The following is a 14,605-nucleotide window of genomic DNA, read 5'->3' on the forward strand; positions in this document are numbered from 1 at the left end:
GGTGAAGGACTCAGGAAGACGGCACCCGCCTGCAGCGTCCTCGAAGGCGCACCGGAACCGCCGCGCGGCGAGCGCCCTCACCTGCCGCAGGCAGGTCTGATCAGTGGAAGTCCGGGAAAGGGGCGAAGCCCCTGCGCCAGGGATGCGCAAGGGGGCCGCAGGCCCTCCCCGCAGGGGATGAGCGCGAAGGCGCGAACCTGGAGCAGCCCGACACCGGCAACGCCGGTGGGGCGCCCGAACGAACGGGCCACCGCTGGGATCATTTCGATCTGTTCAACGCCGGGATCGTGAAGCTGCCCGCGCGGAACGACATCACGGCGCCGATGGCAATTCGCGGCGAGCGCATCGCCGAACGCATCGGAGCCAAGGAAAAAAGCGGATCGAGCCGGCCCGGACCATCGACGCGCTGGGCGCAATGCCGCATGAAACGGCCTGGCTTGGGCCGACGGCAGAAGAAGCCATGCCCTGGCTGCGCCTGAATTCGCTGCGTTCTTTCCGATGTGCTTCGATCAGCCTGCCGTCATGGGAGCGATGGACGACCTTGCGCAAAAGCCGCGACGCCGTTCACCTTCCCCGGAACCCGGCGAGCCCGCTGGAGGGAACCGCGCGACGCACGGCGCGGACCCCGCCGATCATCGCCATGGCCTCCTGCCCGGCAGCGCTATATGCTGTTCCGCATTCCATTCACAGCAAGGTGAGAGAGAGAAAAGATGAAGATCTTTATCAGTTCCCTGATCCGCGGATTCGAGCCATTCCGCGACGCGGCACGATCTGCCGTGACAACGCTGCGTCACGAGCCGGTCATGGCGGAGGATTTCGGCGCGCAGCCGAACTCGCCTCAGATCGCATGCCTTCAGGGGGTGCGGTCAGCCGACCTGGTGGTCCTGATCCTCGGCGAGCACTACGGATCGGTGCAGGGCACCTCCGGCGTCTCACCGACGCATGAAGAATTTCTGGAAGCGCGCGACACGAAGCCGGTGCTGGCCTTCGTGCAGGAGGACATCACGCGCGATGCGCAGCAAGCCAAGTTCGTCTCCGATGTCCAGGGCTGGCAGCAAGGCTACTTCCGGGGCGGCTTCAAGACGGCAGAAGCGCTGAAGGATCTCATCACACGCGCGATCCATGAATACCAGCTGGCGCATGCGGCAGCGCCTCTCGATGTGGCGGCACTGACGCAGTCGGCGATCCGCCTTCTCCCGAAACTTCGAAACAGCAACTCGGTCCAGTCTCCGGTCCTGAACCTGGCCATCACTGGCGGTCCGCTGCAGCGCATCCTTCGGCCTGCTGAACTCGAAGACCGAAAGCTGGTGAACGACCTTCACCAGCATGCGCTGTTCTCGGAGCCCCGCCTGTTCGACAGCACGAAGGGGATGGAGACCGATATCGACGGCGCTGCGCTCTATCTCGAACAGGTGGGCGGCACAAGAATCCAGCTCGACGAGCAAGGCCGGCTCGTGCTGCGCCTGCCGCTCGAACGGCCATCGCGGCGCAACCAGGGCTTTGGCGACAGCTTCGCCCTGATCCAGGAAACGGTCGTCCAGCAACTGACGGCTGGAATCGCCTATGCCGACTGGGCACTCGACCGGATCGACCCGACCCAGAAGCTGACGCATGTGGCCTTGGCGGCCCGCATCGATGCAAGCGAGCATCTGGGATGGCGAACGCAGGCCGAGGATGACGCCAGCCCGAACGCCGGCACGATGGGGTTCGGCAGCGGGGAAGAAAAGCCTCCTGTTGCGGTGGACAGGCCACGCGCAGCCCTGCGCTTCGACACGGCGAACCTGGCCGAAGACCTGATGGTTCCGCTCAGGCGCCAGCGAAAAAACAGATAGCGCGAGCACTGCACGGTCGCACCGTGTTCGGCCAGTCTGTCAGGCGGGCAGGCTGTAGCTGACGTCGTTGTCGCTGATCGAGATCAGCGCCTGCGCCTGCAGTTCATTGATCAACGCCACCAGCTCCGACTCTGGCAGCGCGTTCTGAAACAGCGCGTTGATCGTGTTCGACAACGTTTTGACCTTGCGCGGCCTCGCCGAGCCGCGCAACTGAAGATGCGCGACGATGACGGCGATCTTCTCGCCCGGCAGCTTCGCGTTCAGCACTTTCAGCAGCGGAATCTCGCTGACATCACGCCACCGCGCGGCCAGGATCTTCTTGTCCTTCAGATGCTGGATCAGCGGGTCGAATCCGGTGTCCTTCGAGATGATGTGAAAGTACCGGCTCGCGTCCTGCAGCGACAGCTGCCCGATATAGAACGCGATATGAAAATCCAGGGCGTTCGGTCCGCTCCCCGAGATCTTGATGTACGACGCCCGCTCGCCCATGCGCTGCAGCGCCGCGGCAGTGTCGAACGCGACCTTGACCTGTGTCGCACCGACAAACACGATCAGCCGAAAATGCTCCTCATGGAGGACGGACAGCGCCTCCGGCTGCACACTCTCGTAGTCGATGAGGACGTAGTTGACGCGCTGGCCCATCGCTGACCGATCAGCCGCAACCGGCCTAGGCCGCGAAGTCGGCCAAGGTCTTGCCCGTGGCAAGACCCTCACTCAGCCAGCGCGGTTTCCGCCCGCGTGTGCCACCGACCCAGATTTCTCCGTCAGGCCCGCGATAGCGCGGCCCCGTCGCGACAACAGCGGCAGCGCGCCGCGTCGGCGCCTTGCCGCTCAGGCCAAGCGCCTTTGCGGAGATGCCGTATTCGGCGATCTTTGCGCGCATATCCTGAACGACCGCGCTGATCTCGTCGGCGCGCCGCTTTGCGGCGGCGGCCTTGAGTTGTTCGACCTGCTCTTCATGCGCCTTGATCTGCGCTTCGATGTCCGCGAGTGAGTGCGTTGCCATTGCTGATCTTGGTTTTGTGAACGAGAAACTATAAGGGCGCACTGCGACGCCACCAGACGGGAGTTACCCCCGCGCTGGTCGCGGGCGCGCCCGGACTGCAGGCCACTCAACCGGCACGCCGCTTCCCGGCGGTCTCTCCGACTTTGCGACGGCGCCGCCTCGTCAAGCCGGCGCCGCGCAAAACCGATCGCCCCACCGCAATCCCGCATGTCCGGCGCGGCGAGGAACCGCGAGCGATGGTCAGTCCCGGTGACCGGCAGCGCGGCTCGTTGACGACGCGCGCGGCTTGGGTCCCAGACACCGGGGGTCCGAGTTGCGGGAATCGGCCGTGCCGCTTGTTGCTCACGCGCCCCACCGCCTGATGGGCATGGCCCTGTGCACGCAAAAACGCGGCATGACGCTGCACCGCCTGGCGCATCGCCCTGTCCATCACACCGTTCATGTAACGGCATGCGGCGTGAGATGAACGCCATGCGGGCATCGCTCCGTCGCAGGCCGCGGATTCGAAGTTCGAAAGCACGCCATCGGTTGTGCAATGGGCTCGCGGCAACGAGTTCGGGTCGGCAAGCGGCCCATGAGCGGCCTAGAGAAAGCCGCAAGGGCGCGTCGTCGTCGCGCATCGAGGTCGCTGTCCGTGATGAGCGCCGACACGGGCAGGATGAAGGGCGCGTGGACCGCGCCATCCCTGCGAAGTGTGTCGCTGATCAGGAAGCGGTCGACGCCCCCGTTCCTGTCTGACACAGGACAGATGCCGGACAACTCACAGCGGTCGACGCATCAAGCGCTCGATGTCGAATTCCGACCGAAGCGGCCCGGCGGAAGACGGCATCAACACCGAGACGGATCCGGGAGCAACACCTGCGGCCACCACGATCTCTCCGTGTGTCATGTCCTTCAAGGCGATGCCGCTCTCGGCATAGACTTCCGCGTCTTCGAAGATCAGGCGCTCCGCCGACGCGATCCGGAAATCCATGGGATGGACGACCCATTCAATGGCAGTCGCATCGGCGCCTTCCCGCGCGAAGCCAAGATTGAGACTGCCGATCTCCTGCCACCCACCCACGGCGGTGCAAGAAGAAGAAAGGTCGAGAATCCAGCCGCTGTCCAATATCAGCCGAAAAAGCCACGCGGCTTCGAGCGTCTGTGATTTCGGCACCCCGTAGGCCGACACCCGGGCAGCCTCGAACGGTTTGCCGATTTGATCCGCCGAGAGGCCCTCCACCTGGAACGGCAGGACGAATCTTCCGTCGTGGAGTGCGTCAGTAATGTAGGGTTTCATGCGGTTTGGTGCCATTGGCCGGGATATCGATGCTCGAGCCGCCGGAGCTATTGCTGGGACGCCCGAAGATGCCATTGGGACCGACGAGGCTGCCTGGCGGGGCGCTGTCGCCTGGTTGCCAAGGCCGGGTACCGCCGGTCAATGCATCCAGATCTTTGCCGAAGTCCCCTGTCCCTCCATTGGCCGGGGTCAACGGCCCGCTCGTGTGCTTCTTCCCGCCCTTGCCCATTCCCGCCCTCGGATCGCTCTGATCGCCAACGATGTCCGTCGGCAACGGCGGGGTCGAGAACATGCGGTCCTTCACCCAGTCCGTCGCACGCGCGCAGGCTCCCTTGATCCCGTCGACCCACGACGGCGGCAGGATTTTTGGCCAAGGGATGCTTGTGGGGCCTGGAGGACCGAAGTCAGGGTTGAATGGTGGCGTTGCCCCGGTCGTGCATGCGATTCCTCCTGGAACTGGGCGGCATCCCTGGAGTCCTTTGGGGTCGACATAGCTCAATGGGTTCGAGCCGACATAGCCGAACCGATTCCATCCGCCATCGAGGCCGATCGGATCACCCTGCGTGTATCGTCCGATGGTCGGGACGTAGGTCCTGTACCCGTTGTAGAACAGCCCCGATTCCTCGTCCGCGTCTTGGCAAGCACCGAAGTACACCAATTGCCAACGCGAAAAAATCGTTGGAAACGGCTAACTTCGAGATCTTTCGATTTCGCCTGCGGCATTTCCATGCGCGCGGGCACGCTGGAGCGAAGCCGGCGCGCCGCTCATCTCGCGCAGCACGTCAACGACTGCCTGGGCGGCCAGAGAAACCACCGCAGCGCAAACGGTCCCACTGACCGCTGGCCCGGTTCCCGGCGCAGCCCGGCCGGGGCTTCGCGCGAATCCCGGCCCCAGGGCTCTCGCCCGTCTCTCGCGCCGCCGCCCTCAGCCCCGGGCATCCGAACCGGGTCCCGCAAGGGCCGGCATCTCCCGCGCCACGATGAACGCGAAGGCCTCCTCCGCGAGACGTGCCGCCGTGAAGATCGCCGTGCGGTCGCCGCGCAGCACCTGCAGCCACGCATCGATGTAGGCCGCGTGCCCCTCGACCGTGGCATCGACCAGTCCGCAGTGCCCCATCACGAACGCACTGCCGAGCTCGGCCACCAGTTCCTCGAACGCATAGGCGGCATCACCGAACCGCCGCCCGAAGCTGCGGTTCAGCCGATCGGGATGGCCGGTCCAGTGCACCAGCTCGTGCAGCGCGGTCGCGCATTGCGCCTCGGGACTGGTGAACTGCCGCGGCCATGGCAGCCGGATTTCGTCGAGCGCTGGCAGGTACGCCGCCTGGTCGAAGCCATGCCGGATCGTCGCATTGCAACCCCCGAGCAACCGCATCGCCCGTTCCACCGGACCCTGCAAGCCCACCGGAGAAGTGGCCCCAAGATCCACCACCTCGAGCGGCAACCCGTCGATCTGCGCCACGTTGAACAGCCAGAACGGCCGGCACAGCAGCACGCCGGCGCGGGCCCCGGCCTCCGCGGTCACGGCCTCCTCATCCGTCCCGCCTTCCGAGAGAACCTCGTCGGCATCGTCGCGGCGTTCGCGCGCCGTGCGCTCGAAGTGCGCGCACAGCACGCCACGCTCGCCCTTGCGCACCTGGGCACCGAGACTTCGCGCCTGCTTGTAGGTCAGCCACACGTTGGACGCATACCCCCCTTCGATCGCCGCGTCCCAGAGCAGCAGCACATTTGCACCGCGGTACGGTGCTCCCGTCTTGCCGTTACGTGGCATCCCGCGCGACGCCGCCCGCGTCCAGCGTTCGCGGAACACGTGGCCGCCCTGCTCCAGCATCGCGACGATCCGGTCCGTCACGACCTGCCGCACGTCCATGCGGTCCCGGCCCTGCGCAGCGGTGCCGGGGGATTCGGCACCACACCCACCTGCTTTGGGTGAGTCCTCGGGGGGTACGGGGGGAACGCCCGTGGTTGTCGGATGGCCAGGACGATGCGGGCTGCCCGCATCGCGCGGGGTGGCGCTGGAAGTTGAATTCGCGTGCATGGCTGAGCCTTTCTGCGGCATGTGCCGCTGTGGTTGAACATCTGCTTTCGGAGCCGCCTCGACGCATGGAAAGCGCGCGGAAAGGGGCGATGTCCAGGGACCGCCCGCAAGCCGCAGCCGAGCGCAGCGAGGACCGGGTGAGGACGGTGGCGAAGCCCGAGCCCTGGACATCGGCCCGAGCGCGCTATGCGTCGGCCAAGAGGCGGCTTCGAACGCAGAGGTGACGAGGACGGACAGGCCGTGAAGCCCTGCACGCGACCAGCGCTGCACCGCCAAAGGCGGCACGCCATCGAGGCCCTGCGAAGCGGGGCCTCTACCCCGACGTCAGGAACCGCCGAACGCCGAGGCGGGCGGCCTGGCCGATGACTGCCGTGCATGCACGGCCACCTGGCGCATCGCCGCCCGTTTCCGCGGTCAACGCCACTTCGCCGACCATCGACCGCATCGGGATGCGCGCATCAGCGCGGGTCACGCAGGCGCAAGACACCCCAAGCGGCGCAACGTGCGCGTCCGACGAAGACTGCAGCGAATCGGCTGTCGAGCCCACTGTTCGAAATCAGAGTCGACAGCAGTTCGGATTTCGCGCTGCATGAGGCGATCGAGCGTTGCAGAAGCGCTGCGAATGCGGCTGGACGCCCCCTTGCGCCGACATGCCGATCCGTTGCCCCTCCAGGTCCCGCTGGGCGAGAGTCGCACGACACCGGACCGCGGGTATCGCTTCACGAGATTCCTGCACAGACTTCACTCCGGCTTCACCCGGGTCGCGCACACTGCCTCTCGACAGTGGTTCGGCGCTGGTAGAGGCCAGGGAGAAAAAAACCGCTCAGGGAAACCGCCTCGATGCCGGCCGCTGTCACTCTTCATGCGCAGTCCGTCGACCCATGCGTCCACAGCGGGCAAGGCCCGATGCGGGCGAGGCTCAGGAGCCCATCCGCACCGAGGTCATTGTCCGCATGCACACCGCGCCGGAGCGCGACGAGTCGATGGAAACAATGACCGACGCAAAAAAAATATCAAACGTCTGCCTTGACATTCTTGACGAGGAATCGGCCGCCCGCGGCTTGCTGAGACCGGCGGGGGACCACCGGCGCAAGACCGGCGCATGCGCAGGACGGCCGGATCGCTCAGGCCTTCGAGCCCGATGACCGCTGGCTGGCCAGCGCCCGGCTTTCCTTCTTCAGCGCCTTGGACACCGGGCAGATCGCCTGCACGAAACCGGTCAGCGTGTTGGCCAGGCTTTCGCGCTGCAGGCTGTAGAACACGAACTGCCCCCGCTTCTCTGCCTTCACGAGCCCCGCGCCTTCCAGGATCTTCAGATGCTTGGAAAGCGAGGGCTTGGACATCTCGAAGCGCGTGGCGATGTCGCCCGCCGAGAGCTCCGTCTCCGACAGGTACGCCAGGATCTTGCGCCGAGGCGTGGAGGCGAGCGCTTCGAAGACTTTTTCCATCCTTCGATCTTACGCTTCGCCTAGTTGCTTCGCTAATTAGTTATTTAGGCATTTAGCTAAATGAATGGCACAATCGCCGCAACAGGAGCCGCCATGCAAGAACCCTCTGCCCCGAGCCCTCCCCGAGCGACGGTCTACTACAACAGCGCCTGCCCGGTCTGCGATGCAGGGGTCTGCGCCATGCGCGACAGGCTGCCGGACGACAGCGTGGAATGGGTCGACGTACATGCCCGGCCGGAGGTGCTGACACCCCTGGGCCTGCACCTCGAGGACGTGCGCGAACGCCTGCATCTGGTCGATGCCTCCGGCAGCCAGCGCATCGGCGCAGACGCCATCGCCGGCGTCCTGGCGCTGTCGCCGCGATGGCGCTGGCTCGCCGGCCCCATGCAGTGGCCCGGACTGCATGGCATCGGCGCGTGGCTATACAACACCTTCGCGCGACAGCTGTACCGCTGGAACCGCGCGCGCGGCCACTGGTAGACAACCGCAAACAACCTCAAGGAGAACCAGATGAGCTTCGTGAACTTCGATCCTGCCGAGCTGGCCAAATTCCAGGCACTGGCCGACCGTTGGTGGGACCCGCGCTCGGAATTCAGACCTCTGCACGAGATCAATCCGCTTCGCCTCGCATGGATCGACGGGTTGAGCCCGTTGGTTGGGCGAAAAGTGCTGGACGTGGGTTGCGGCGGCGGGATCCTTGCCGAGTCGATGGCACGTAAGGGCGCCGACGTGCTGGGCATCGACCTCGCGGACAAGCCACTCAAAGTCGCCGCGCTCCACGCACAGGCGAGCGGCCTGACGGTTGCCTACCAGGCGATCTCCGCCGAGGCGCTGGCCGATGACGGCGAAGCCCGGTTCGACGTAGTGACCTGCATGGAAATGCTCGAGCACGTGCCCTCCCCGGATGCCGTGATCGAAGCCTGTGCGCGGATGGCCAGGCCGGGCGGGTGGGTTTTCTTCTCCACCATCAACCGCACGCCGTGGGCCTGGCTCATCGCGATCTTCGGCGCAGAGCAGGTGCTGCGCATCCTGCCGCGCGGCACGCACGACTACCGCAAGCTCATCCGGCCCGACGAACTCAAGCAGGCGGCCGCCCGGGCCGGGCTGCAACTGCGAGACCAGCGCGGGCTGGGCTACAACCCGCTCACCCGCAATTTCAAGCTCCACCGATCCTTGCGCGTGGGCTATCTGCTCGCCATGCAGAAAAAAACCGACGGCAACCAGCAATGAAAAAAGCGTCGAGCAGCAACCCGCCGCGCATGAACGAAGCCGCCGAGGCAACCCGCGTCTGATCGCCTGCCGCGACGTCGACCTTGTGTCCTTCGGTGAGCGGTCCTGGCTCACCGGACGCCGTGCGTCACGGTGCAGGTGCGAAAGAAAAAAAGGACGGAACGAAGGAGGAAAGGGTATCAACACACCCGATCAGCCGTTGCGCCCGAGCAGGCCCGTCCCCACGCGCATCACTCGCGCAACGTGAACACCACCGAGAGGTAGGACACCGGCCCTCCTTGAATAGCCTCGATCCCATGCAGCGCCGTGGCCTCGAACAGCAGCGAGTCCCCTGCCCTCACCGTGACCACCTTGGCGCCATAGCGGTAGCTGACCTCCCCGGACAGGAAGTACAGGAACTTCAACCCCGGATGCTGGAAGGTCACGTAGGGATTGGCACCGGGCAGCAACGTGACCAGGTAGGGCTCGACGAACAGGTTGCCGGACAGCAGATGCCCCAGCAGCTCATAGCGGTAGTCTGAAACCGCACCGACGCGATCAACCACAACCCCCTGCCCCGCGCGCACATGGCAGAAATCCGTGCGGCGCGCCTGGTCGCCAAAGAAACGCGACGCCGGCACACCCAAACCATTCGCGAGACGCTCCAAGGTCTCCACCGAAGGCGAGACCAGACCCCGCTCAATGCGCGAGAGCATCGAAGCGGAAATTCCCGAAGCCTTCGCCAGCACCCCACCCGACACCTCCGCCGCCATGCGAAGCGCCCTCACCTGCGCACCGATGCGCGCCGCGGACAGGCTTCGTACGACAGGCGCGCGCTGCTGCCGCCGGACTCGCGCGATCGACGCCGGCAGCTTCGGCGAGTGCCCTGTCGGAAACGGAGACGGCAACCGGACATTTCGCATGAGCGCAGACCCCTCGTAGAAGCAGCAGGTCTGTCGATTGTGACTCAAACACGGCTGACGTAAAAGCAGCTTTCTCGAAGACTTCCCCTGTGACTAGTTCTAGGAATTCTTCGAAGCAACCCGAAGCCTCGGCAAGGGAAGTGCTCGCGTTGAATTTGATCCGACAGCGCGGATTAAGGGGATGGTCGCAGGAAGCCTTGGCGTTCGAGGCGGGACTGCATCGGACCTTCGTCGCTCACGTTGAACGTCAAGCTCGCAACATTTCACTCGACAATCTTGAGCGTCTCGCATTGGCATTGAAGCTCAGGCCGTATCAGCTTCTCGAAGAATAAATACCTTCTCTTTTGCGAGATGGTCATCGAAATTCCCCCTAGGTAAAGCGCGCAAAGGCTCACTACTCCCACGGAGAATCTGCGAGCACCGCTCACTCCATGCACGAATAGATGAAAAGGGACGCCGGAGAGCCTCTGTGGCCGCATTTGGCTACCGAGACCACGCGGTTCGCTTCCACCACGATGTTGTCGCAGTTCCCGAGCGAATGCGAACCCGGTCGCCAACTGTTTGCAGCACGGTAGCTCTGTAAGTCAGAGACAGCTAAGCAGCGGCTGCCGTCGTTCGCCATTCGGAGCTGAATGTCCGCTTCCTTGCACGAAGCAGTCATCGATTCATCTGTTCGGCCGCTGGCCTCCATGGCCGAACGCGGGGCGGTTCTGTCATCCATCCTGCGTGTGCACATCTGGCGACGAATCAAAACGCTCGTGGCGGTCGCACCCAGATGTCTCAGCTACACCCTGAAGTTTGTTACAGTTTGCGAAGACAACCTTACCGCCCCACGCGTGTGAGCGGTTAGGCGAACGATTGGAGATTCAGGGTGACGACGTGAGTTCTGCGACAACGGTCACAGTAGACGATCACTCCGCCATCGATGCGGCGTTGGGGTTCTACTATCAATCGCTATACGGTCTGCTGGCCATCCTCAAAGCCGTTGAAGACGACGCCGCGGTATGTCTGGAGCGTCTAGACGATGTGGAGATCGCGCTAAACGGCCGATCGCTGCTCGTTCAGCTGAAGCACTCCCTGAGCAAGAAGCCAGCGGGGGTGAGCTTGGCCTCCGTGGCCCTCTGGAAGACACTCAGGGCATGGATCCACGTGCTGCCAAAGGTGAGCCTTGACGACACGCGCTTCCAACTCGTCACTGTGGCTCCGCTGCCGCCCGGCAGTGTTCTGGCGCCGCTCCTTGATGAAAAGGCCTCGCGCACGGGTCTCTTGAAGCTTCTGGAGGTGGAGGCCCAACGCGTAGTGAATGAGCACTCTGCAGCAAAGCAGAATGGCAAGAGCCCCTTGCCGCACGTCGAGCGGCTACCCGGCTGTTCTGCCTATCTCGCCCTCCCGGACGTGATCCGCGAGAAGCTCCTGTCCAGGGCGACGATCCAGCCTGCCGCGAATGACATCAACAAGATTCAACGCGACATCACGGGCACGCTCACGAACTTCCCTCCCGACGAGCGTGAAGCGATCTCGCGGCGTCTGATGGAGTGGTGGGATCTGCAGATCGTGTACTCGTTCTGCGCCAAGAGAGAACGCTTCATCACCAGACTCGAGGTTCTGCAGCGCTTGCTTGAGATGGCCGGCGAGCTGGCGCGCGACGAACTGCTCGCCGACTTCCAATTCGAGGTTCCACCCGACGACCACAGCCCGCCGTCGATGATTGCCACGCAGCTACAACTCGTGAACTGCACCAAGTCCGAGATTCGGTCGGCGCAACGCGAAGAATGGAAAGCACGATCCCAGCGCCACCAGTGGATGACTGAGCGAGCGGACATGGCTGGCCGTATCTATCGATACGACGAATATCTGGTCCAAGAATGGAGAGACCGGCATGAACCGATGGCCGAGCAGCATCAGTCAGCCCCGGAAGACGAAAAGCGGACTGCGGGCTTGGAGGTCTTTCGGTGGTCGTTCAGTCAAGCCCACCTGGAAGTCGACCCCTTCGCGAAAAACTGGAGCGCTTCCTATTACGTGCGTGGCAGTTATCAGGTTCTCGCGGTTGAGCAGAGTGTTGGCTGGCACCCTGACTACGTGACCCTGTTGAAGTACCGCCCATGATTGCCGCGCGCGACGTCTTCGCCGAGACCAATCCGGCGTTCTGCGGTGTGGTGCTTGCACAGTTTTGTTCAGCCTACCAGGCGACCCGGCCTGGAGTCTGCCCGGCAGCGGCGTTGGCGTACCTAGTCGTACCCCTCGCGATTTCGGAAGACTTGGCGTCGACCTTTGATGGCTGCAATCGGGAGACCGGGTTCACTCTATGGATGAGCCGAAATCCGAAGGTGTCAGTCGACCTGGCAAAGAAGGTCAACTCGACGCTTGAAATCACGACGGCCGCCATCCGCTTTGGATGCATCGCCGGTATCTTCAAGCTCGCAGCTGACGGCGGCGTTGAAAGCACCCGGAAAACGTTACCGGCAGCGGTGACGACCGGCGTTGCTGGCGCTGCCTTGAAGCGGGCCCGCCTGCTGGGGATCTGGATGGCCGGGATGGGCTCGCCCAGGTCCGTCCTAGAAGCATTGGGAGTTTCTGTATGAAGCGATGGAACATCGCAAGCGTCTTCTTCATTGGCGAGGAAGGTGCTTTCCGCATCATCGAACTAGACGCTGGCCGCGTGAACATCATCACTGGCGCATCGGGCACAGGAAAGTCGGCGGTCATCAAGGCCTTGGACTATTGCCTGGGGTCGTCAAAGTGCCAGCTTCCTGTCTACGTACGACGCCGCTGCGTTGCTGTTGGAGTCAAGTGGGTAAGGGGTGCCGATGAGATGATGTCGTGCCGCCAAGTCCCGCTTGTCGGCAAGGCGCCAAACTCCTACATGTATGTGACTACGGGGAGGAACCTGAAGGTTCCTCGCTCCATAGAAGAGTTTGAAGGCAGAGGACTCGTGGCAGTCAGCAAGGTCAGGTTGGGCGAGGCGTTCGGCATCGAGACGATGCCCATAGGAGACTCCGAACAACCCGAAAGAGACTCGCTGGACAGACCGTCGATCCGCCAGTTCACGCCATACGTGTTCGTTACCAAGGAGGTTATCGATAGCGAGACGGTCCTGCTGCACGGGCTTGACGACAATCGCAAAGCGCCCCCCATCGTCTCGACGATGCCCTACTTTCTGGGCGTGGTGACTGGGTCAACGGCGGCCGCCGAGCGGCGCCTTCGACAGGCGCGCAGAGCCCTGGAGATCGACGCTGCCCGCAAAGAAGCCCGCGTCGCAAAGGACAGCTTGCTAAAGCAGAGGTCTCGGGTGCTGCTTGGTGAAGCGCAGCAACTTGGACTTGTGGAAAGCCCGCCCGAAGGAGCTGACGAAGCCTTCCTCATCAACATGTTGCGCAGGGCCGCATCGCCAGCAGCTCGTCCGCTGCAATACCCAGGCGCTGACCAGCTTGACACCTTGCAGGAGCGCCGCCAAGCCACATTGAAGGAGTTGAACCAGACTAAGCGCAAGCTTCGAGCGCTGGCCGTGACGGAACAGGAGTCGTTGGACTACGAAGCTGCGGTCAGTACCCAGCAGCAGAAACTCCGGATTGCCGAGCATCTTCACCTGCTGGATGTGCCCACCAAGTGCCCGGTCTGTGAGGCTGAAACGGCCGCTGGCGCCAAAATCGCCGTCGCCATGAGGCGATCGCTCGAGACTATTCGTGCAGAGACGAGCGCAGTTGGGCGCCTTCGGCCACAGATCGGCGAAGCGGCAGAGCAGCTGAATAGGCGAGTTGAAGAGCTCAGCGGACTTCTGAGGGAGCTCGATGCTGCAGTCGCGTCCGCGCTGAACCAGATTGTCGAGGCCAAGCAATTTTCCGACCTTGCTCAGCTCCAGTCTTTCTTCCGCGGCAAGGCGACATACTTCCTTGAAACCACCGACGACCAGCTTCTGAAGCCCGCCAAAGACCTGACTAAGCAGCGGGATGAAATTGCGGAACTGGAAGCGCAGGTTGACGCTGACAACCGACGCATCCGCATGCGCCATGTGGAAGCCGCCGTCTCACAGTACGCCTCTGAAGCTTTCTCGAAGTTGCCAAAGGTTGAGCCCTGTGTTGAGGCCGAGCTCATCTTCTCGGCCCGGGAGCCCTCCGTCTCTGTCATTGAGGCCGGGCCTGAAGGTGCGGTGCTCTCGATGGCGGATCTAGGTTCGGATCAGAACTGGCTGGCAGTCCACGTCGCACTGGCGTTTGGACTGCAAAGGCACTTCGAGAAAGAGCGCAGGCCCGTACCCGGCGTCATCGTCCTCGACCAGCTCAGCCGTCCCTACTTCCCCAATCAGGGTAGGGACGCCGATGAAGTTGAGGACGAAGGGGATGAGGATGTCCCCGAGGTCGCATCTGACGCGGATGAAGCTCGACCGGACGAGATCTCGATTTCCGACGACGAGGACTATGTGGCCATGCGACAGCACATCGACTTCCTCTTCAAAGAGGTTGAGGCGCGCAGCGGCTTGCAAGTACTTCTGCTGGAGCATGCCTACTTTCCGTCGGACCCTCGCTACGTGTCAGCGACGAAGGAGCGCTGGACCAAGGCATCGGGCAAGGGCCTTATCCCTCGTGATTGGAAGCGACGGTCTATGACGTAGCCATCGAGTGCGCTTCGCGGTAGGAACGGCGGCAACTCTTGACCCCGTCAGCGGATACCGAATGTAGCGTCAGATCCACCGTCTTTCTTGCTCACCGTGACCGATTCCCCCGGTGGCAGTCCTTCCGGCGAAGGTTCGTGACCCGCGGCCCGATCGCCACCCTTCGGTAAGCGCGCGGTGATCCCGTCTTGAGTTGCGGGCTCGGGTCTATGACGATGGTGTCCACCAAGGATTTAGGTGGACACCTATGGAAGACTCCAA

Annotated in this window: 15 protein-coding genes and 1 pseudogene; 7 read left to right on the forward strand and 9 right to left on the reverse strand. The window is 63.5% G+C overall.

Features of this window, described 5'->3' with window-relative positions; all coding sequences use genetic code 11:
* Window positions 1-259: 259 nt before the first annotated feature.
* A complete protein-coding gene (locus J2W23_RS29295; protein ID WP_307651238.1) occupies window positions 260-424 on the reverse strand; it encodes a hypothetical protein in 165 nt (54 codons plus the stop codon).
* A gap of 286 nt (window positions 425-710) precedes the next feature.
* Here J2W23_RS29295 and J2W23_RS29300 point away from each other — a divergent pair, with 286 nt between their 5' ends.
* Window positions 711-1,832 (forward strand): DUF4062 domain-containing protein, encoded by a 1,122-nt coding sequence (locus J2W23_RS29300; RefSeq protein WP_176656897.1) that lies wholly within the window; start codon window positions 711-713, stop codon window positions 1,830-1,832.
* 39 nt (window positions 1,833-1,871) lie between these two features.
* Here the strand turns inward: J2W23_RS29300 and J2W23_RS29305 are convergent, their stop codons facing one another.
* From J2W23_RS29305 to J2W23_RS29335, 7 genes and pseudogenes are all read right to left on the reverse strand, one after another.
* Window positions 1,872-2,474 (reverse strand): PIN domain-containing protein, encoded by a 603-nt coding sequence (locus J2W23_RS29305; protein ID WP_307651239.1) that lies wholly within the window; start codon window positions 2,472-2,474, stop codon window positions 1,872-1,874.
* 25 nt (window positions 2,475-2,499) lie between these two features.
* A complete protein-coding gene (locus J2W23_RS29310; RefSeq protein WP_307651240.1) occupies window positions 2,500-2,838 on the reverse strand; it encodes an H-NS histone family protein in 339 nt (112 codons plus the stop codon).
* Window positions 2,839-3,598: 760 nt separating this feature from the next.
* The gene (locus tag J2W23_RS29315) at window positions 3,599-4,117 is read right to left on the reverse strand and encodes a hypothetical protein (RefSeq protein ID WP_307651241.1); all 519 of its coding nucleotides are present in this window, start codon (window positions 4,115-4,117) and stop codon (window positions 3,599-3,601) included.
* Window positions 4,098-4,409, reverse strand: coding sequence for a hypothetical protein (locus J2W23_RS29320; RefSeq protein WP_307651255.1), 312 nt, complete (start codon window positions 4,407-4,409; stop codon window positions 4,098-4,100). The genes J2W23_RS29315 and J2W23_RS29320 overlap by 20 nt, the downstream gene beginning before the upstream one ends.
* A 192-nt stretch (window positions 4,410-4,601) precedes the next feature.
* Window positions 4,602-4,772 (reverse strand): annotated as a pseudogene (locus tag J2W23_RS29325) (RHS repeat-associated core domain-containing protein); the annotation flags it as partial.
* A 270-nt stretch (window positions 4,773-5,042) separates the two neighbouring features.
* Window positions 5,043-5,987: an ArdC family protein gene (locus J2W23_RS29330; protein ID WP_307651242.1), complete on the reverse strand. Its 945-nt coding sequence runs from the start codon at window positions 5,985-5,987 to the stop codon at window positions 5,043-5,045.
* Between the two features lie 1,292 nt (window positions 5,988-7,279).
* Window positions 7,280-7,603: a metalloregulator ArsR/SmtB family transcription factor gene (locus J2W23_RS29335; protein ID WP_307651243.1), complete on the reverse strand. Its 324-nt coding sequence runs from the start codon at window positions 7,601-7,603 to the stop codon at window positions 7,280-7,282.
* 93 nt (window positions 7,604-7,696) lie between these two features.
* On the opposite strand from J2W23_RS29335, the gene J2W23_RS29340 reads away from it, so the two are divergent.
* Both J2W23_RS29340 and ubiG read left to right on the forward strand, forming a co-directional pair.
* Window positions 7,697-8,083 (forward strand): thiol-disulfide oxidoreductase DCC family protein, encoded by a 387-nt coding sequence (locus tag J2W23_RS29340; RefSeq protein ID WP_307651244.1) that lies wholly within the window; start codon window positions 7,697-7,699, stop codon window positions 8,081-8,083.
* Between the two features lie 30 nt (window positions 8,084-8,113).
* A complete protein-coding gene (ubiG, locus tag J2W23_RS29345) occupies window positions 8,114-8,833 on the forward strand; it encodes a bifunctional 2-polyprenyl-6-hydroxyphenol methylase/3-demethylubiquinol 3-O-methyltransferase UbiG (RefSeq protein ID WP_307651245.1) in 720 nt (239 codons plus the stop codon).
* 230 nt (window positions 8,834-9,063) lie between these two features.
* Here ubiG and J2W23_RS29350 read toward each other — a convergent pair whose 3' ends face one another.
* On the reverse strand, window positions 9,064-9,627 hold the full coding sequence (locus tag J2W23_RS29350) for a helix-turn-helix domain-containing protein (RefSeq protein WP_307651254.1): 564 nt from the start codon (window positions 9,625-9,627) through the stop codon (window positions 9,064-9,066).
* Window positions 9,628-9,875: 248 nt separating this feature from the next.
* Here J2W23_RS29350 and J2W23_RS29355 point away from each other — a divergent pair, with 248 nt between their 5' ends.
* The 4 genes from J2W23_RS29355 (at window position 9,876) to J2W23_RS29370 (ending at window position 14,344) form a co-directional block, all read left to right on the forward strand.
* A complete protein-coding gene (locus J2W23_RS29355) occupies window positions 9,876-10,067 on the forward strand; it encodes a helix-turn-helix domain-containing protein (protein WP_307651246.1) in 192 nt (63 codons plus the stop codon).
* A gap of 547 nt (window positions 10,068-10,614) precedes the next feature.
* Window positions 10,615-11,841 carry an ABC-three component system protein gene (locus tag J2W23_RS29360; protein ID WP_307651247.1) on the forward strand — a complete coding sequence of 409 codons (1,227 nt, stop codon included), beginning with the start codon at window positions 10,615-10,617 and terminating at the stop codon, window positions 11,839-11,841.
* A complete protein-coding gene (locus J2W23_RS29365; RefSeq protein ID WP_307651248.1) occupies window positions 11,838-12,317 on the forward strand; it encodes a three component ABC system middle component in 480 nt (159 codons plus the stop codon). The genes J2W23_RS29360 and J2W23_RS29365 overlap by 4 nt, the downstream gene beginning before the upstream one ends.
* The gene (locus J2W23_RS29370; protein WP_307651249.1) at window positions 12,314-14,344 is read left to right on the forward strand and encodes a DUF3732 domain-containing protein; all 2,031 of its coding nucleotides are present in this window, start codon (window positions 12,314-12,316) and stop codon (window positions 14,342-14,344) included. The genes J2W23_RS29365 and J2W23_RS29370 overlap by 4 nt, the downstream gene beginning before the upstream one ends.
* Window positions 14,345-14,605 lie beyond the last annotated feature (261 nt).

Source organism: Variovorax boronicumulans (genome assembly GCF_030812215.1).
In the GTDB taxonomy this organism is placed as follows: Bacteria; Pseudomonadota; Gammaproteobacteria; order Burkholderiales; family Burkholderiaceae_C; genus Variovorax; species Variovorax boronicumulans_C.